Origin of the sequence: Hymenobacter sp. 15J16-1T3B, from assembly GCF_020711235.1 — a bacterium.
Taxonomy (GTDB): domain Bacteria; phylum Bacteroidota; class Bacteroidia; order Cytophagales; family Hymenobacteraceae; genus Solirubrum.
Window position 1 is genome coordinate 231394 of sequence record NZ_JAJFAV010000003.1, and the last position, 16839, is coordinate 248232.

At 65.2% G+C, this 16839-nt stretch carries 12 protein-coding genes; 6 read left to right on the forward strand and 6 right to left on the reverse strand.

Annotated features, from left to right (window positions below; genetic code table 11):
- Window positions 1–3: 3 nt before the first annotated feature.
- The 5 genes from LJ737_RS06920 to LJ737_RS06940 form a co-directional block, all read right to left on the reverse strand.
- Window positions 4–1116, reverse strand: coding sequence for a serine hydrolase domain-containing protein (locus LJ737_RS06920; protein ID WP_227764033.1), 1113 nt, complete (start codon window positions 1114–1116; stop codon window positions 4–6).
- 48 nt (window positions 1117–1164) lie between these two features.
- Window positions 1165–3732, reverse strand: a complete 2568-nt coding sequence (locus tag LJ737_RS06925; RefSeq protein ID WP_227764035.1) for a TonB-dependent receptor — start codon at window positions 3730–3732, stop codon at window positions 1165–1167.
- Window positions 3733–4162: 430 nt separating this feature from the next.
- Window positions 4163–6634 (reverse strand): TonB-dependent receptor, encoded by a 2472-nt coding sequence (locus LJ737_RS06930; RefSeq protein WP_227764038.1) that lies wholly within the window; start codon window positions 6632–6634, stop codon window positions 4163–4165.
- A gap of 182 nt (window positions 6635–6816) precedes the next feature.
- Window positions 6817–7248, reverse strand: coding sequence for a MarR family winged helix-turn-helix transcriptional regulator (locus LJ737_RS06935; protein WP_227764040.1), 432 nt, complete (start codon window positions 7246–7248; stop codon window positions 6817–6819).
- Between the two features lie 201 nt (window positions 7249–7449).
- Window positions 7450–9942 carry an outer membrane beta-barrel protein gene (locus LJ737_RS06940; RefSeq protein WP_227764042.1) on the reverse strand — a complete coding sequence of 831 codons (2493 nt, stop codon included), beginning with the start codon at window positions 9940–9942 and terminating at the stop codon, window positions 7450–7452.
- 390 nt (window positions 9943–10332) lie between these two features.
- Here LJ737_RS06940 and LJ737_RS06945 point away from each other — a divergent pair, with 390 nt between their 5' ends.
- Entirely contained in the window at window positions 10333–10647 is a 315-nt protein-coding gene (locus LJ737_RS06945) for a VF530 family protein (RefSeq protein WP_227764044.1), read from the forward strand.
- A 96-nt stretch (window positions 10648–10743) separates the two neighbouring features.
- On the opposite strand, the gene LJ737_RS06950 is transcribed toward LJ737_RS06945, so the two are convergent.
- Entirely contained in the window at window positions 10744–12000 is a 1257-nt protein-coding gene (locus LJ737_RS06950; RefSeq protein ID WP_227764046.1) for a pyridoxal phosphate-dependent aminotransferase, read from the reverse strand.
- 147 nt (window positions 12001–12147) lie between these two features.
- Between LJ737_RS06950 and tsaE the strand changes: the two genes are divergently transcribed.
- The 5 genes from tsaE to LJ737_RS06975 all read left to right on the forward strand — a co-directional run bounded on the left by tsaE (window position 12148) and on the right by LJ737_RS06975 (window position 16837).
- Window positions 12148–12585 carry a tRNA (adenosine(37)-N6)-threonylcarbamoyltransferase complex ATPase subunit type 1 TsaE gene (gene tsaE / locus LJ737_RS06955; protein ID WP_227764049.1) on the forward strand — a complete coding sequence of 146 codons (438 nt, stop codon included), beginning with the start codon at window positions 12148–12150 and terminating at the stop codon, window positions 12583–12585.
- A gap of 49 nt (window positions 12586–12634) precedes the next feature.
- On the forward strand, window positions 12635–13867 hold the full coding sequence (locus LJ737_RS06960; RefSeq protein WP_227764051.1) for an alanine dehydrogenase: 1233 nt from the start codon (window positions 12635–12637) through the stop codon (window positions 13865–13867).
- Between the two features lie 138 nt (window positions 13868–14005).
- A complete protein-coding gene (locus LJ737_RS06965) occupies window positions 14006–14866 on the forward strand; it encodes a GNAT family N-acetyltransferase (RefSeq protein WP_227764053.1) in 861 nt (286 codons plus the stop codon).
- A gap of 85 nt (window positions 14867–14951) precedes the next feature.
- Window positions 14952–15905 carry a hypothetical protein gene (locus tag LJ737_RS06970; protein WP_227764055.1) on the forward strand — a complete coding sequence of 318 codons (954 nt, stop codon included), beginning with the start codon at window positions 14952–14954 and terminating at the stop codon, window positions 15903–15905.
- An 8-nt stretch (window positions 15906–15913) separates the two neighbouring features.
- A complete protein-coding gene (locus LJ737_RS06975) occupies window positions 15914–16837 on the forward strand; it encodes a hypothetical protein (RefSeq protein ID WP_227764057.1) in 924 nt (307 codons plus the stop codon).
- Window positions 16838–16839: the final 2 nt, after the last annotated feature.

Here is a 16839-nt window from a genome sequence, read left to right on the forward strand (position 1 = left end):
CGCCTAATCCCGCTCAAACTTCTCGATGTCCGGTTTCGGCGGCAGCTCGCTGATGTAAAACGCGGCAATGGCGCGGGCGAAGCGCGGCAGCAGCTCCCCGTCGTTGGAAAGCACAATGAAGGTGTAGCCCTGCTGGGGAAAGCGCCACACGTCGCCGAGGCCGGGGCCACCGCTGTGCCCGCCGTAGGTGGTGCCAGCCTCGGTTTCCACGGCCCAGCCCACCTGCGAGAACCCCGCGTCTGCGGCTCCGATTTTGCCCCGCTGGTAGATGTAAGTGTCGGCGAAGCTGCGCGGAAAAAGCGTGCCGTTGTCCAGGCCGGCGGCCCAGTTGGCCAGGTCGCTGATGGAAGCGAAGTAGCCGCCCGCGGGGTAGGTATACTGCGGGTAGAGGAATTTGTAGGCCTGCGGCTTGCCGTTCAGCTCGTAGTAGGTCGTGGCCTTTTGCGCCAGCACGTCGGTGCGCAGGTACTGGCCCTTCACGCGGTATTCCATGTCGAAGGCGCCGTCGCGCATGCCCAGGGGCGTGGCCACTTCGTCGCGCAGCAGCTGCACGAAGGGCTTCTGGTAAATCCGCTCCAAAATGTAGGAAAGGATCATGAAGTCGGACTGCCCGTACTGTTCCTTGGTGCCCGGCTGAAAGAGCAGGGGTGCCTGTTTGACCAAGCGCACAATGCGGCTGGTGGGCAGGTAGACGTTGCTTTCGTAGTAGTCCGGAATGCCGCTGGAGTGGCTCACCAGGTGCTTGACGCGCACCGGCTGCCACGCCGCGGGCACCGAATCCAGGTACGTACCGATGGGGTCTTCCAGGTTGATTTTGCCGGCGTGCATGGTTTTGAGCAGCAGCGTCGAAGTCAGCAGCTTGGTGCAGGAGGCAATCTGGAAGTTGGTGTGCTCGGTCACCTTGTTCTGCCAGTCCAAGTTGGCGAGGCCGTAGGTGGTTTTCTTAAGGATTTGGCCATCTTTCACCACCGCCACGGCCAGGCCCGGAATGCGCAGCTCGCGCATTTTCTGCTCCACGAAAGCATCCACTCGTTTGCCGGCGGCCCGCTGGGCATTGCGCCCCAGGCCGGGCAAGCTGAGCACGAGGAGGACAAGGAAAACTAAGGCAACTTTCATGGGTAAAATGGTCGGGGAGCAAGGAAGGATGAGGGTTGACCAGGGCCGCTAGCCGTTGCTGCCGCCGCCCTGCTTCTGGTCGTCGTTCTGGATGGTCTTCTTCGGCCGGCTCTGGTTGTCCATCTTGCCGAAGCGGTAGAAGAAGCTCACCCGGATCTGCCGGTTGTAGAAGTAGCTGTTGTTTTCGTAGTCGAATGCGGGCGACACCAGGTCGTTGCGGAAGGCTAGGCGGGCGTTGAATGGGTTGATGACGGCCACCACCACGTTGGCTTTCTTGTCCCAGAACTCCTTCTTGGCCCCCAGGCTGTAGATGCGGTAGCCCGAATTGCGGCCCTGCAAGGTTACTTGGCGCGAGTTGGCGAAGGCGAAGAACTGCGCGCTCCAACCTTTCTCAAACTGCCAGGAGGAGTTCAGGTTCAGGTTGAACATGCCCCCGCTGTTGGTCAGGCCCAGCGCCGGGCTGCTCACCTTGCGCCAGTAGAAGTTCACGTTGCCGCTCAGGCTCCATTTGTCCGTCAGCTTGGTCGAGCCGAAGGCGGAGAGGCCGTAGTTGGCGTTGCGGGCCAGGTTGCGGTAGGTGGTGTAGAGGATGCGCGTGGTGTCGGCGGTGGCCAGCAGCTCGTTGCCGGGCACCAGGCGCGCCACGCTTTCGATGGCGTTGTTGGTCTGCCGCCAATAGCTCGACAGCGTCACCGAGCTTTTCTTGATGAAAGTTGTGTAGCTCAGCTCGTAGGCGTCGGTCAGTTCCGCGTTGAGGGTAGGGTTGCCCGACGACACGTTGCGCCGGTCCGCCGTATTGACGTACGGGTTCAAATACCAGATGCCCGGCCGCTGAATGCGCCGCGAGTAGCTCAGCTTGAGCGTGTGGTCGGGCGTAACTGCCCAGGCCGCCATCAGGTTGGGCGCCAGGTTCGTGTAGGTGGTGCGCAGCGAGGTGCCGCTGCTCCGGAACTCGCCGTTGATGCGGGTGTGCTCCAGGCGGCTGCCGGCCTTGAAAGTCCACTTCTTGCCGAGCGCGAAGCCGTAGGACGCGTAGCCGGCGTACACGTTCTGGTCGTAGCCGAACTCGTTGGAGCGCTGCGGCACCGGCCGGAAGCCGCGCCCGTCCAGCACGGAGTCCGCCTCGATGCGGTAGTCGCTGTCGACGTGGCGCAGGATGGTTTTTACGCCCGTTTCCAGCGTCTGGGTGCTGTCGAGCGGCTGCACGTAGTCGGCCTGCAGGGTGATTTCGCGGTTGTGGTTGTCGTTGCGGCTCTTCTCGCGGTAGTCGGTCAGCTCGCCGCGCTGCTGGTCCAGCTGGTAGCGGGTGCGGCCCAGGTTCAGGCTGTAGAGACCGAGCACGCTCAGCTCCTGCTTGGGCTTGGCAAACTGCTTGGTGTAGCCCAGGTTCACGTCCACGTTGCCGTTGCCGTCGCGCGTGTCGATGTCGCGGTTGTAGGCATCCAGGAACAGCGGCCGCAGCGCGTCGGCCTCGGTGCGAAACAGCTGGTAGGAGGTGTACTGCGACCGGTCGTTGAGAAAGCCGCGGTAATTGCCCTGCACGCCCAAGCTCAGCACGTCCTTCGGGGTCAGGTCGTAGTCCAGCCCCAGGTTGCCCCAAAAGCCCCAGCCCATGTTGGTGAAGCGCCCGTTTTGCAGCAGCAGGCTCTGGGTCGTGTCGGTGAGGTAGTCGCGGCGGCGGGCCGCGCTCTTGGCGATGTTGTAGAAGGGGTTGGCGCCCAGCCCGGTGTTCAGGCCCAGCTTGCCGCGGCGCTGGTTGAAGTTGCCGTTCACGTAGGCGTTGCGGTTGCTCACGCCCGCCCCGAGGTTGCCGTTCTTGCCCTCCAGGTTGTTTTTCTTCAAAATGATGTTGACCACCCCGGCCGTGCCTTCCGCGTCGTACTTGGCCGAGGGCGCGGTAATCACCTCCACCGATTTGATCTGGTCGGCCGGAATCTGCTTGAGGGCCTCGGCCAGGTTGGTGGCCAGCAGGGTGGAGGGCTTGCCGTTCACCAGCACCCGGATGTTGCTGGAGCCGCGCAGCTGCAGGTTGCCGTCGAGGTCCACCGTGAGCAGGGGGGCTTTCTGCAGCACGTCGGCCGCGGTACCGCCCGAGTTGGTCAGGTCCTTGTCGGCGTTGTACACGATGCGGTCCACCTTGCTTTCTACCAGGGCCCGTTCGCCCGTTACTTTCACCTCGCTCAGCTGCGTGGCCGTGGCGGCCAGCAGCACCGGCGGCAGCTCCAGCACCAGCCGCTCGGCCGTCACCACTACCGGTACCCGCTGCGCCTGGTAGCCCACGAAGCTCACGGCCAGCGTGTACTCGCCCACCGGCACGTTGCCGAGCACGAAGGCGCCCTTTTCGTCGCAGGCGCCGGCCAGCACGGCCTTTTCGCTGCCCTGGGCCAGCAAGGCCACCGTGGCAAACTCCACGGGCTGCTTGGTGGCCGCGTTCTGCACCGTGCCCGTGATGCGGCCGGTAGTTTTGGCGGCCGTGCTGCCGGGCGCCGCGGCGGTTTGGGCCGCGGCCGGGGCGGCCGCTCCCAGCAGCAGGGTCAGCGTCAAGCCAGCCGCGCCGGTGCGCGAAACCCGGGCCAGTTGCGCCCACGGTTGGGGAAGCAGGGTAACTCTTTTCATAGCAAGTAGGGCAGGAGTTTGTACGAAGATTTTCGTATAATTTGGTCGGCGGCGGGCCAATGGTCGGTGACCAGGTGGGTTGGAGGTTGGCAAGTGAGGGAAGGGGCGGAGCCTTAACGGCGGCTCAACGCGCAATTCAGGCCAAAGACCGGGAAGTATTTTCGCCGTTGCATATAAACGACGAATAATTTCGTATTATGGGTAAAGCGTTGATTTATAGCTGTAAAAAATGAGTAGTCGGGTGCGAAAGCGCATCACAAGAGCGCATTGCCGCCGGCCTCCAAGGAAACGCCCGGCCCCCGGCCTCAACCGCCAAGCGCAACCACAGCGTCCCGTTGTTCGGGCCGCGGTGGCTGCGCTGCGGGCACTCAGTCCTGAAAAAACGACGGCCTTAAGCTGCTTGACGTCGTGCGTGTTGGCGGCAGGGCGGCTAGTTGCCGCCGGCGCGGCGCTTTTCGTCCTCGGCGCCGCCGCCGCGGCGCTTGGTCGGGGCCACCTTGTCGTTGCCGAAGCGGTAGTTCAACGACAGCGTCACCACCCGCGACTCGTAGCGCTGGTAGAAGCGCTCCACGTAGTTGTCGAAGAGCACCGTTGCCCGGGTTTTGTTGGTGAAGAACACGTCGGTGGCGTTCAGCTTCACGGTGGCCTTGTTGTGCCACACCGATTTCTGTACCCCAAACGACACCTGCCCCTGCGCCCGGCTCACGAAGTACGCGTAGCGGTTTTTGGAGTCGTAGCTCGCGTTCAGGTCAGCTTTCCAGTCGTGGCCGAGCACGAAGGTGCTGTTGGTGTTCAGGTTGAAGGCCGGGCGGCCGGCGTTGAGGCGGGTGCCGGCCAGGTTGCCCTGGAACTGGTTGTAGTAGAGCACCACGTTGTTGTACACGCTCCACCACTTGGCCAGCTCCACCGGCGCGGTCAGCGTCAGGGCGTAGTTGTACTGGCGGTCCAGGTTCTGCGTGGTCGATACCACCACCCGGCCACCCTCCGGCGCCGGCTGCACCGTGCCCACGATGGGCCGGGAAGTGACGGCGTAGCTCACCCCAAGGCTGTACTTCTGGGCGAAAGTGTGGGTCAGCTCCAGGTTGTAGCTGGTCTGCGGGCGCAGGTCGGGGTTGCCAGCCCCGTAGGTTGTCGCGTCGATGTAGCTCTTAAACGGGTTCAGCTGCCCGTAGGACGGCCGGTCGATGCGGCGGCTGAGCGAGAGGCTCGTCTCGTTTTTGTCGGAGAACGTGTGCTTCACCGCCGCCGACGGAAACAGCTGGAAGTAGTGGCGGTTGAAGCGCCCCGAGTCGGCTTCGGGCTTGCCGATGGCGTTGGTTTGTTCCCCGCGCAGGCCCACTTGCAGCGTCCACTGCGGCAGGTTCTGGCTCACGCTCACGTAGCCGGCCAGGATGTTCTCGTCGTAGCGGAAGCGGTTGGAGCGGCGCGGGTCGCGCACCAGCTCGTCGATAGCACCTGCGCGCACCGGCACTTTGAAGAGCAGGTCGTTATCGGCCAGTACCCAGCTGACCTTGCTGCCCGCTTCCAGCCGGCTGGTTTTGCTCAGCGGCCGGGTGTAGTCGGCCTTCACCGACTGAATGGTCAGGTCGTTGCGCTGGTCGCTGGTGAGGCGGTCCAGGGTTTCGGCCGGGTAGGTAAAGCGCGTGTCGAGCTGCTGGTAGCGGCTGGCCTCGTAGCGGGCGTAGTCGGCGTCGGCCGTCAGCTCGTGCGTGCCCAGCGAGTCTTTAAAGGTGTGGCGGAAGTTGGCGTTCAGCGAGTAGTTCGGCAGGTCACCGTTGCGCAGGTTGGTCGATTGGTAGCGGCCCGTGGTGCTCCCGTCGGGGGCGTACAGCTCCGAGTTGTTCGTGCCGCGGCTGTCCGTTTGCAGCGCCAGCCCGTTGGCCACCACGCCCAGCACGGTACGTTCGGTCAGGTAATAGTCCAGGCCCGCTTTCCAGGAGTGGGAGCGGCCGTGGGAGCGGCCTTCGTTGTCCTGGTACGACTTGCCCACCAGCGTTTTCACGTTATCCGGGTAATCGAAAAAGTCCCGGTTGATGGTCAGCGCGTTCCAGTTGCGGCGGTCGGCGAAGGTGTAGGTGCCAAACACGTTCAGCTTCTTGCGCCGGTGGTTCAGCGAGAGGCCCGCGGTGTATTTGCCGTAGCGCCCGTAGCCGTAGCTGGTGTTCAACGAGCCGTTGGTGCCGAGCTTCTGGTCTTTCTTGAGGTTGATGGCAATGATGCCGGCCCCGCCTTGCGCGTCGTACTTGGCCGGCGGGTTGGTGATGAGCTCGATGTTTTTGACTTGGTCAGCGGGCAAGGCGCGCAGGTAGTCGGCCAGCTCCGAGCCCGTCATGGGCTGGCGCTTGCCGTCGATGAGCACCAGCAGGCCCTGCCGCCCGCGCAAGGCCAGGTTGTCGTTGTTGTCCACCGTCACGCCCGGCGAGCGGCGCAGCACGTCCAGCGAGGTGTTGCCGGCCGACAGCGGCGAGTTTTCCACGTTCACCACCGTGCGGTCGGCCAGGCGCTCGAACTGCGGCCGGGTGCCCGTCACTTTCACCTCCTTGAGCTGGGTGGCGGCGCTGGCAACCAAGGTCAGGGCGGGCACCGCCACCTTCGCGCTGCCCACCTCGAAGGGCCGCGACCATTGCCGGGCAAAGCCTACCTGCGAGGCCGACACCACGTACTGCCCCGCCGGCGCCGCCTCAAACGCGAACTGCCCCTTGTCGTCGCTGAATTCGGTTTTGACCACGGTCGAGTCCTGGGCGCGGTGCAGCGTCACGGTGGCGTAGTCGATGACGGCGCCGGTCGAGCTGCGCACCGCGCCGCTCACCGTGGCCGCGGATTGGGCGTAGCTCACCTGGGCCAGACCCAGGCCGGAGAGGAGCAGCAAGGCGGCACGCGGGGAGGAGTAGGAAGTTTTCATAGCTGAGAAAGGTTGGAACAGGTAGGGCATGCAAGCGAAAACTGGGGCGCCATTAAAAGGGCAGGAGAAGAGGAGGGATATCTACGAAGTAATTCGTAGCAAACATACGAATGTGTTCGTATTTTCAAAACAGGTAGTGGCGGGCGGCTGCTTATTTAAGTCAGAAAGCCCAGTCCAAAGCGTTAGGGCGCCGGGGCGCAGTTCAGGGCAATGCGGTCGAGCAGGGGGCGCATCAGGGTCAGTTCCTCCTCCGAAATGCCGGCCAGGGCCTTGGCCCGGTTCTGCAGGATGATGGGATGCACCGCGTCGAGGATGCGGTGGCCTTGCTCGGTGACGCGCAACTGGGTGCGGCGCCCGTCGTGGGGCAGCGGAATGGCCGACAGCAACCCGCGACGGGTGAGCAGGGCCAGAATCCGGGCCACCGACGCTTGGTCCTTGAACACGCGCTCGGCTATTTCGTGCTGGGTCAGGTCGTCGTGCTCCAGCAGCACCCGCAGCACCAGCCACTGGTCGATGGTGATGTCGAGGCCGGCGCGGTCGATGGTGGCCTGGGCCATGCGCCGGTAGCTGCGGATGGCTTTGTCGAGGGCGTAAAAGACGATGGAAGAGAGCATGCGTAGCGGGGGTTGGAGCAAAGACTATGATATGTCATAGAGGTTGCGTGAAAAATAAAAGTTCGGCTGAATGGATGAGCGGACGAGTAGACGCAAAGCGCAGCGGTGGGCAGTATTGCGCGCCGGAATGTTGGCAGCGCACCTCTCCGCTCATTTCTATATCTACTCTTGTCTGTCGTCCGCTCATCCACTCGGCCGCTGTTAGTCGGCCCGGCGTTTTTCGTCCTCGGCCCCGCCCGCGCGCCGCTTGGTGGGGGCCACCTTGTCGTTGCCAAAGCGGTAGGCGAAGCTCAGCGTGACCACGCGCGAGTCGCCGCGCTGGTAGAAGTGCTCCTGGTAGTTGTCGTAGGTAGAGCGGGCGCGGGTGGTGGAGGTATAAAGCAGGTCGGCGGCGCTGAGCTTGAGCGTGCCCTTCCGGTCCCAAAGGGTTTTCTGCACGCCCACGGCCACCTGCCCGCGGGGGCGCAGGTTGAAAAAGCCGTACACCTCGCGCGACTGGTAGCGGCCGTTGAGCTCCACCGACCAGCCCGGGCCAAAGCCGTAGCTGGTGTTGCTGCTCACGTTGAAGGCCGTTTGACCCTTGTTTAAGGAGGTGCCGGCCACCGAGCCGGTAAAGCTGCGGTAAAACAGCACGGCGTTGTTGTAGATGGTCAGGCCCTTCACCGGCTCCAGCGGCACGGTCAGGTTCAGGGCGTAGTAGTCCTGGCGGCCCAGGTTCTGCACCGTGGCCACCACGATGCGGCTCTCGGCCGACTCGGGCTGCACGGTGTTGACGATGGGGTTGGCGGTGCGGCTGTAGCTCAGGCCCAGGCTGTACTTCTGCTTGTAGGTATGGGTAAGCTCCAGGTTGTAGGAGGTCTGCGGGCGCAGCTTGGTGTTGCCTTCCTGGTAGGTGGTGGCATCGGCGTAGCTGCGGAAGGGGTTGAGCTGGTTGTAGGAGGGCCGGTCGATGCGGCGGCCGAGCGAGAGGCTGGTTTCGTGTTGCTCCGAGAAGCTGTGCTTCACGCCGGCCGAGGGAAAGAGCTGAAAGTAGCGCCGGGCGAAGGTCGGCGCGACGCCGGGCTGCACCACTTCCTGCCGGCCCCGGGCCTCGGTGTGCTCCCCGCGCAGGCCGGCTTGCAGGCTCCAGTGCGGCAGCGTCTGGCTCAGGCTGGCGTAGCCGGCCAGGATGCGCTCCTGGTAGTGGAAGCGGTTCGAGCGGGTTTCGTCGTAGCTGGTCACCCCGTTCTGGGCCTGCCAGAAGTCCACGTCGTTGTCGGAGTCGACCCAGCTGGCCTTGGCGCCGGTTTCGGCCCGCAGCGCCTTGCTGAGCGGGTGCACGTAATCGGCCTTGCCCGAGGTGATGGTTAGCGCGCCGCGCTGGTCGCCGTCGAGCTGGTAGGGCGCGCGGCTGATGACGTCGTAGGTGGTGTAGAGGCCCTGCCGGCGCTGCCCATCGTAGCGGGCCACGTCGAAGTCGGCGCTCAGCTCGCGCGGACCGGCCGCCGGGTTCGGCACGGTGTGGCGCAGGTTCAGGTTCAGCGCGTAGTTGGCCGGCGTAGCCGTGAGCCAGTTGCGGGTGTTGAACACGCTGTCGGGCGCGGCCACGGCCGGGCGGCTGAAGGTGGAGCGGTTCGTGCCGTCGACCTCAAAGCGGTTGTACACCCCGCTGCCCACCGCCCCGACCACCGTATGGGGCGTCAGGTTGTAGTCGAAACCGGCTTTCCAGGTGTGCGAGCTGCCGATGGAGTGCTGGTCGTTGTCGAGGTCGGAGCGGCTGAACAGGGGCCGGCTCACGTCGCCGGGCCGGAAAAACTCCCGGTTGATGTCCAGCTTGTTGAACCCCTCGCGGCGGGCGTAGCTGTAGGAACCGAACAGGTTGAGCTTCTGCTGGCGGTGGTTCAGCGAGAGGCCCGCGGTGTATTTGCCGTAGCGCCCCTGCCCATAGCTGGCATTGACCGAACCGTTGGTGCCGAGCTTCTGGTCTTTCTTGAGGTTGATGGCAATGATGCCGGCCCCGCCCTGCGCGTCGTACTTGGCCGGCGGGTTGGTGATGAGCTCGATGTTTTTGACTTGGTCAGCGGGCAAGGCGCGCAGGTAGTCGGCCAGCTCCGAGCCCGTCATGGGCTGGCGCTTGCCGTCGATGAGCACCAGCAGGCCCTGCCGCCCGCGCAAGGCCAGGTTGTCGTTGTTGTCCACTGTCACGCCCGGCGCCCGGCTGAGTACGTCCAGCGAGGTGTTGCCGGCCGCCAGCGTGGAGCCCTCGACGTTGACGATGGTGCGGTCGGCCTCGCGCTCGTACAAGGGCCGCGTGCCGGTCACTTTCACCTCCTTGAGCTGGGTGGCGGCGCTGGTGGGCAGGGCCAGGGCGGGCAGGCTGACGGCCGCGCCACTCACGGCAAAGGGCTTGGACCACTGGCGCACGTAGCCCAGCTGCGAGGCCGATACCAGATACTGCCCGGCGGCCGGCGCTCCAAAAGTAAACTGCCCCTTGTCGTCGCTGAATTCGGTTTTGACCACGGTCGAGTCCTGGGCGCGGTGCAGCGTCACGGTGGCGTAGTCGATGGCGGCGCCGGCCGAGCTGCGCACGGACCCGCTCACCGCGGCCGGCGACTGGGCCTGCGCGGCGGAGCCCAGCAGCAGCGCGGGCAACAGGAAAGCCCAGGCGGCGCGGTGGCGGCGGGCTGCGGAGCGGGAGTAGAAAGCTTGTTCCATAGCGGAGAGACAAAAGGGCGGTTTGGCTTGGCAGCTGGCGGTAAGTGCCGCGGTGCATCCGGCTGAAGTGTCCGGTTTTGCGCCCTGCTGGCGGGTTCTGCTGGGTACATAGCCAAGCGTGATGCCATTTTTGCATCTAGCTATGAGTCAGTTATTTGATGAATAAAACGTCTTTTCGGACCCGCCAAATCTTGTCCGGAAGCGGACAGGGTGTTCGGTCGTGGAAAGCGGAGAGGGCGTTGCCGGGCACCGCCGCCGCGGCTGCGCGGACAGTTAGAGGTCCGGCGGCCGGCGGCTAACATCGTCTTGGCCGCCGGGCGTATTAAGCCACGTAGGCACGTTGGGCCCGCCCGGGTGCCTACCTTTGTCGTCTCTCCTTACCGCGCTGCCATGCCCGCCCACCCCGACGAAGTCCGCGACGAACACGGCTACCTCATCCGCGAACTGCACGGCGTCAAGCTCGCCGAAATCCTGAATTACCTGGTGCAGCACTACGGCTGGCAGGAGCTGGACCGGTTGATCCGCATCAACTGCTTCGCCAACAACCCCACCATCAAGAGCAGCCTGAACTTTCTGCGCCGCATGCCCTGGGCCCGGGAGAAAGTCGAGCAGCTCTACATCGACACCCGCACCGACGAGGTGCTGCGCCAGCGGCGGGAGGACGCAAAAAAAGCCGCCGACCCTGACGGGGCCGGCGGCGAGTAGTGCGGATATAAGAACTAAGAAAACAGAACGTCATTCCGACCTCGTCGAGGAATTTGGCTGCGGTCGGAATGACGTTCTTTTAAGTCCTGCTGCTACTTATTGCAGCGCGTCCAGGGCCGCTTTGAGGCGCGGCAGCGCGGCCTGAATGGACTCCAGCGAGGCCCCGCCCACCGAGGCGCGGAACCACGGCGCCGTGGGGGCCGTGCCGAAGGCGCTGAAGGGCACCAGCGCCAGACGGGCTTCGCCGATGAGGTAGGAGGTCAGCTCCTGCGTGGTGCGCAGCGTTTGGCCGGCGGGCGTGGTTTTGCCGAGCACATCCAGCTTGATGGTGAGGTAAATGGCGCCCATGGGCTCGACGGCCTGGACCGGATAGCCCTGCTGCTGCAGCGCCTGCAGGCCGTGGTAGAGCGCGTCGAGGCTGGCCTGGATTTTATCCCGGAAGCCGCTCACGAAGCCGTCGACCTGCGCCTGCTGGGGCAGGTAATGGGCCGTGGCCACCTGCTCGGCCTTGGGCGCCCAGGCGCCGATGTGGCCCAGAATGGCCTTCATCTTGTCGATGATGAGGCTGGGGCCGAAGGCGTAGCCTACGCGCACGCCGGTGGCGGCCAGGGCCTTCGAAATGCCGTCGATGTAGATGACGTACTCGCGTAGCTCGGGGCGCAGGTTTACCGGGTCGAAGTGCTCGGTGTCGCCGAAGGTCAGCAGCCAGTAAATCTGGTCGTACATGATGTACAGCGGCTTTTCGTCGGGGCCGCGGCGCTGGTTTTCGGCAATGACCAGGTCGCAGATTTCCTCCAGGTCGGCCCGGGAGAAAACTGTGCCGGTGGGGTTCAGCGGCGAGCAAAGGGCCAGCAGGGTGGCACCCGCGAGGTGCGGGGCTACCTCGGCGGCGGTGGGCATGAAGTTGTTTTCGGGCCGGGTTTCCACCAAGCCTTGCTGGGCGCCGGAGAGGTGGCAGTAGTGGTTGTTGTTCCACGACGGCACCGGAAACACCACTTTGTCGCCCGGGTCAATCAGTGCCATGTAGGTGGCGTAGATGAGGGGCCGGGAGCCGCCGGCCACCAGAATATCGTTGGGCGAGTACTGCAGCCCGAGGCGGTCGGCCAGAAACTGGCTGACGGACTGGCGCAAATCGAGCACGCCGTTGGCGGGCGGGTAGTTGGTGTTGCCGGCCTGGTAGGCGGCCGTGATGCCGGCCTCCAGCTCCTGGGGAATCGGGAAAATGCCGGAGTCGAAGTCGCCGATGGTGAGGTTGCAGATCTGCTCCCCCTTGCGGATCATGTCGTTGACCTCGTTGCCGATTTTGATGATTTCGGAGCCAATGAGGCTGCCGGCCATTTTGGAAACTTGCATGAAAATGGGTGCTGGTACGCGTTGCATGCGCGGCGGCCCCGGCCGGGCCACGGCGCCGCAAGTTAGACGCTCAAACGGTTTTCGCCGGGAAAAGTCACGCCGTGCCTGATTCGGCACCGGCGGCGTTTCCCTGATACCTTTGCGCCCATGCTTGCCGATATCGACATTCCGACGCTGGCCGCCCTGCCCGCCGCCGCCCAGCAGCTCAAAGCCGTCCTCGCCACCGCCGACTGCCCGCTGGTACTGCTGGAAGGGGAGATGGGCGCGGGCAAAACCACCCTCATCAAAGCCTTGTGCGCTGCCCTTGGCGTGCAGGACGACGTGAGCAGCCCTACCTTCTCGCTCGTCAACGAGTACCGCGACGCCCGGCAGCGCCCCGTCTACCACTTCGATTTCTACCGCATCGACTCCGTGGACGAGGCCCTGCGCATCGGGGCGCAGGAGTACTTCGATTCCGGTTATCTTTGCCTGATCGAATGGCCCAGCCGCGTCGGGCCGCTGCTACCGCCGGATCGGCTGCTCGTCACCGTGGACGTCACGGGGCCCGAGTCGCGCCGGGTCCGGGTGCAGCGCGAGGCGGACTGACCCCGACCCGTTACGCCCGCCCATCTTCGCTTCGACCACCCCCTCCGCAATGCCCGACCAGCTACCCCCCGGCTTCTCTTCGCTGACCGCGCCCGGCCGGGCCTACGTGCCCCAGGAATCCATGCTGGCCGTCGAGACGCGCAAGCGCCGGCTGTTCATCGGGCTGCCCCGCGAAACTTCGCTGCAGGAAAACCGCGTGGGCCTCACGCCCGAAGCGGTGAAGCACCTCGTCAACGAGGGCCACGAGGTGGTGCTGGAAAGCGGGGCCGGGGAGCCCAGCAAGTACTCCGACCACGACTATTCCGAGGCCGGGGCCAGCATCGTATACACGCCCAAGGAAGTGTACGAGGCCGACCTGATCCTGAAGATTGCGCCGCCCACGCTGGAGGAAATGGAGCACTTGCACGCGGGCCAGACCTTGATTTCGGCCCTGCAGCTTGGCTCCCTGTCGGTGGAATACCTGCTGGCCCTGCAGCGCAAAAAGGTCAACGCCATTGCCTTTGAGCTCATCAAGGACCCCTCGGGCGCCAAGCCGGTAGTGCGGGCCATGTCGGAAATTGCCGGCTCCACGGTGATGCTGGTGGCGGCCGAGTACCTGGCCCTGGGCAACGAGGGCAAGGGCATCATCCTGGGTGGCATCACGGGCGTGCCGCCGTCGCAGGTGGTCATCCTGGGGGCCGGCACGGTGGCCGAGTACGCCGCCCGCGCCGCCATCGGCCTCGGGGCCGACGTGAAGGTGTTCGACAACCACCTCTACAAGCTGCGCCGGCTCAAGCAGAACCTGGGCGCCCCGCAGCTGTTTACCAGCACCTTCGATTCGTACACGCTCAACCAGCAGATTCGCCGCGCCGACGTGGTCATCGGGGCGCTGAACGCCGAGGAGGGCCGCATCCCGTTTATGGTGGCCGAAGACGTGGTCAGCACCATGTCGCCGGGCTCGGTCATTATCGACGTGAGCATCGACCAGGGCGGCTGCTTTATGACCAGCGAAATGACCTCGCACGCCCGGCCCGTGTACCGCAAGTACGACGTGATTCACTACTGCGTGCCCAACATTGCCTCGCGGGTGCCGCGCACGGCTTCCAACGCGCTCAGCAACATCTTCACGCCCATTCTGCAGGAAATCAGCCAGCAAGGCGGCATCAACGAGGCCCTGTTTGCCGACGAGCATTTCCGCTCGGGCGTCTACCTCTACAAAGGCTCGCTAACCAACGCCATGATTGCGCGCAAGTACAACCTGCGCTACAAAGAGCTGGGCCTGATGATTGCCGTACGCAACTAAGCACCGCGAATTCCAGCGGCTTTTCGCGGCCCCTCGAAGCCCGCGCCAACGCGCGGGCTTTTTTGCGCACTACCGGCCCGTCGTTGCTGAAGGCAGTTGCGGGCGGCCGCAATGGCCGGGTTTGTGCAACTTGCCGCCATGACTTTCTCCGCCGACCGCCTTACCTCCCGCACGCTGCTGGACTGCTCCGCCGCCGAGCAAGCCGCGGCCATGAACCGCTCCTTCGAGCAATACATCGTGCCGTTACGCTTCGAAGTGGCCAGCTTTCAGCGCCGCTTCCGCGGGGAGCACCTCGACGCCGAAGCCAGTCGCCTCTGGTACTGCGGCGAGGAGCTGGTGGGCGTGGTGTACATCAGCCGGCGGGGCCACACGAGCCGGGTAGCCGCCATGGGCTTGGTGGTGGAAGCCCGCGGGCAGGGCCTGGGCCGGCCCATGCTGCAGACGGCCATAACCGAAGCGAGGCAGCGCGGCGACCAAAACATCATGCTGGAAGTATTCACCAACAACGCGCCCGCTATTCGCCTGTACGAGCGGCTGGGGTTTCACATCACCCGAACCCTGAGCGGCTTCGCTGCTCCAGCGGAATCCGCCGCGAGTGCCGGCCCGGTAGCCGAAAAGCTGGTGAAAGCCGATCCGGCCGTGGTGGCTCGGCACATCAGCCGGCACGGCGACGAGGCGCTGCCCTGGATGCTGGCCGGCGAAACGCTGGCCGCCACCACCGCGCCCTACGTGCAGGCCTGGCAGCTGGCCGACGGCAAGGCGTTTGCCCTGCTGCGCCCCGAGGCCGATAAGACCGTGCTGCTGAGCCTCGTGGTGCCCGCCGAACTGCGCCGGCAGGGCTGGGGCACGCGCCTGCTGCGGGCGCTGGAGGCGCAGTACGCCGGCAAGCCTTTGCTCATGCCCTGCCTGCTGCCGCCCGGTGCGGGGCAGGAATTCTTGCGCGCTTGCGGCTGGGCGCAGACTGCGCTGGAGCTGCACGAAATGGAACAGGCGCTGTAGCGCGGCTGAACTTCGGGCTTGGTGCTTCCGCCTGGTGTTTGGCAAAAAAGCTATACTGCTGGCTGAATAACCAGGTCAATTGCCGATGAGCCCTCCGCTGTTCTTTCTTCGTGCTCGTTGCCCTGCTGCGGGCCTGCTGCTCGCGGGCCTGCTGGGCGCCTGTCAGGCTGGCCCGTCCGAGGCCGAACTGCGCCAATACCAATCCTTGGACCAGACGCTGACGCTGCTGAATCGGCGGCAGCAGCGGGCCGCCCGGGCTACGGAGCAACGCTTGGCCAAGCAGGTGGAGCACAACCACTGGCTGCGGCAGGACGCGGCCGTGCTCAGCGAGGTGGAGGCCATCCGCACGCGCACCGACAGCTTGGTCGGCCAGCTGCAGCAGCTGCGGCAGCAATTGCAGGTGGGTTCGGGGAAGGCAGCCGATCCGGCGGCTACTGCGCCCGTGGAAGCCCTGCTGGGTGGCCCAGGCGCCGATACGGTGCAACAGCGTTTGAACGCTTACGCCCGCTTTATCCGGCGGTTTGTGCCCCAGGCGGCTCCGCTGGCGTTGGACGTGCGGGACGAGGCGCGCATCGACCGCGCCGCCCGCAAGCAGCTAGCAGCGTGGCGCTTCGGGCAATTATACTTTCGGGGTGCCCCGCTGGCATCCGCGCTGGCCATGCTCAGCCAGAAGGAGGCCGAAATAAGGCGTCTGGAGCATGACGCCCTGGCAGAACTCGATCAAAAGGTCGCGGCCCCGTTCATTGTCTTTGACAAGATCGGGCCCATGGCCGTGCCGGAATCCAACGAAGTACCGGTGGGCGGCACGTACCGGGCGGCTTTGTTTCTGACCAGCAGCGCGGTGGGCATACGCCCAGTGATGCAGGCCGACGGCCGGCCCGTGCCGCTGACGTTGGACGGCCGGGGCCGGGTGGAGTTTGTGGTGCCGGCAACTGCGCCGGCGGGTCCGGCATCCTGGGAAGCCAGCATTGCGCTGCGCCAGTACGGCCGCGACACCACGTTTCGGTTGCGCGTGCCCTACACCATTCAACCCCGCTAGTCCTGCTTATGACCGTCTCGTTATCCGAACTAAACCGGGCCCGGCGTATGGTGCGGGCGGCCGTGTGCGCCGGCCTGATCGGCCTGCTGCTGGCGGGCTGCCAGTCGAAGGAGCGCACGGCTACGCTGCTGCGCCTGCAGTTCATCGATGACACCTTACTCAACAGCAACGACGAGCTGTTGATTGCCAATGGCAACGCGGTGCGCGGTATTCACGCCCAAGTGGAAAAAAACCGCCGTCAGCCGGCCGACACCCTGGTGCTCCGGCAAGCCGAGGCCGTGCACGATGCTACGCGCGCCCTGGTCGACCAACTGCGCCGCCTGCGCGAGCGGCTGCTGCGCCAGACCGATAACTGGCAGCGGTTCGAGCACCTGGATGAGCGCCAGGCCGTGGCCGCGTTGCTGCAGACGGGCCCGCCCGGCGCCCGGGTTGCCGATACGCTGGCCCGCCGCCTACGCGCCCACGCCCGCCTGCTGCAGCCGCTGGTGCCCGCCGCGTCGCCGTTGCCCAGCTTCGACGAGGCTGAGATGCCGGTGGTCGGGGCCCTGGCCGCGTTGGCGGAGCGCGAAGCCCGGGCTCTGCTTCTGGAGGAAACTGCCTTGGCGTATTTAAGTCGGCAGGTATCCTCGGGCACGCTCACAACGCGTTGGCGGCCCATGGTGACGGCCCAGGCCAGCACGGTGGCGCCGGGGGCGACGTACCGGGCCGAACTGATGCTGGCGCGGGTGCTCGTCAGTGCTTCGCCGCGCCTGCTCACCATGACGGCCGATGGCCAGCCGGTGGCGCTGGATTCAGCAGGCGTGGGCCACGTGGCGTTCGGGGCCGGAGCGCCGCGCCGCGCCACCTGGCAGGGCCGCATTTCCTACCGCAACTACGGCCGCGACACCACGTTTCGCATCACAGTGCCCTACACCGTGGGGCCCGTGAAATAGCG

Excerpts from the sequence above, each read along its gene's own strand:
- LJ737_RS06940 (WP_227764042.1), bottom strand. The coding sequence starts at position 9,942 with ATGGAACAAGCTTTCTACTCCCGCTCCGCAGCCCGCCGCCACCGCGCC.
- LJ737_RS06950 (WP_227764046.1), bottom strand. The coding sequence starts at position 12,000 with ATGCAAGTTTCCAAAATGGCCGGCAGCCTCATTGGCTCCGAAATCATC.
- LJ737_RS06975 (WP_227764057.1), top strand. The coding sequence starts at position 15,914 with ATGACCGTCTCGTTATCCGAACTAAACCGGGCCCGGCGTATGGTGCGG.
- LJ737_RS06945 (WP_227764044.1), top strand. The coding sequence starts at position 10,333 with ATGCCCGCCCACCCCGACGAAGTCCGCGACGAACACGGCTACCTCATC.
- tsaE (WP_227764049.1), top strand. The coding sequence starts at position 12,148 with ATGCTTGCCGATATCGACATTCCGACGCTGGCCGCCCTGCCCGCCGCC.
- LJ737_RS06970 (WP_227764055.1), top strand. The coding sequence starts at position 14,952 with ATGAGCCCTCCGCTGTTCTTTCTTCGTGCTCGTTGCCCTGCTGCGGGC.
- LJ737_RS06960 (WP_227764051.1), top strand. The coding sequence starts at position 12,635 with ATGCCCGACCAGCTACCCCCCGGCTTCTCTTCGCTGACCGCGCCCGGC.
- LJ737_RS06930 (WP_227764038.1), bottom strand. The coding sequence starts at position 6,634 with ATGAAAACTTCCTACTCCTCCCCGCGTGCCGCCTTGCTGCTCCTCTCC.
- LJ737_RS06965 (WP_227764053.1), top strand. The coding sequence starts at position 14,006 with ATGACTTTCTCCGCCGACCGCCTTACCTCCCGCACGCTGCTGGACTGC.
- LJ737_RS06920 (WP_227764033.1), bottom strand. The coding sequence starts at position 1,116 with ATGAAAGTTGCCTTAGTTTTCCTTGTCCTCCTCGTGCTCAGCTTGCCC.
- LJ737_RS06925 (WP_227764035.1), bottom strand. The coding sequence starts at position 3,732 with ATGAAAAGAGTTACCCTGCTTCCCCAACCGTGGGCGCAACTGGCCCGG.
- LJ737_RS06935 (WP_227764040.1), bottom strand. The coding sequence starts at position 7,248 with ATGCTCTCTTCCATCGTCTTTTACGCCCTCGACAAAGCCATCCGCAGC.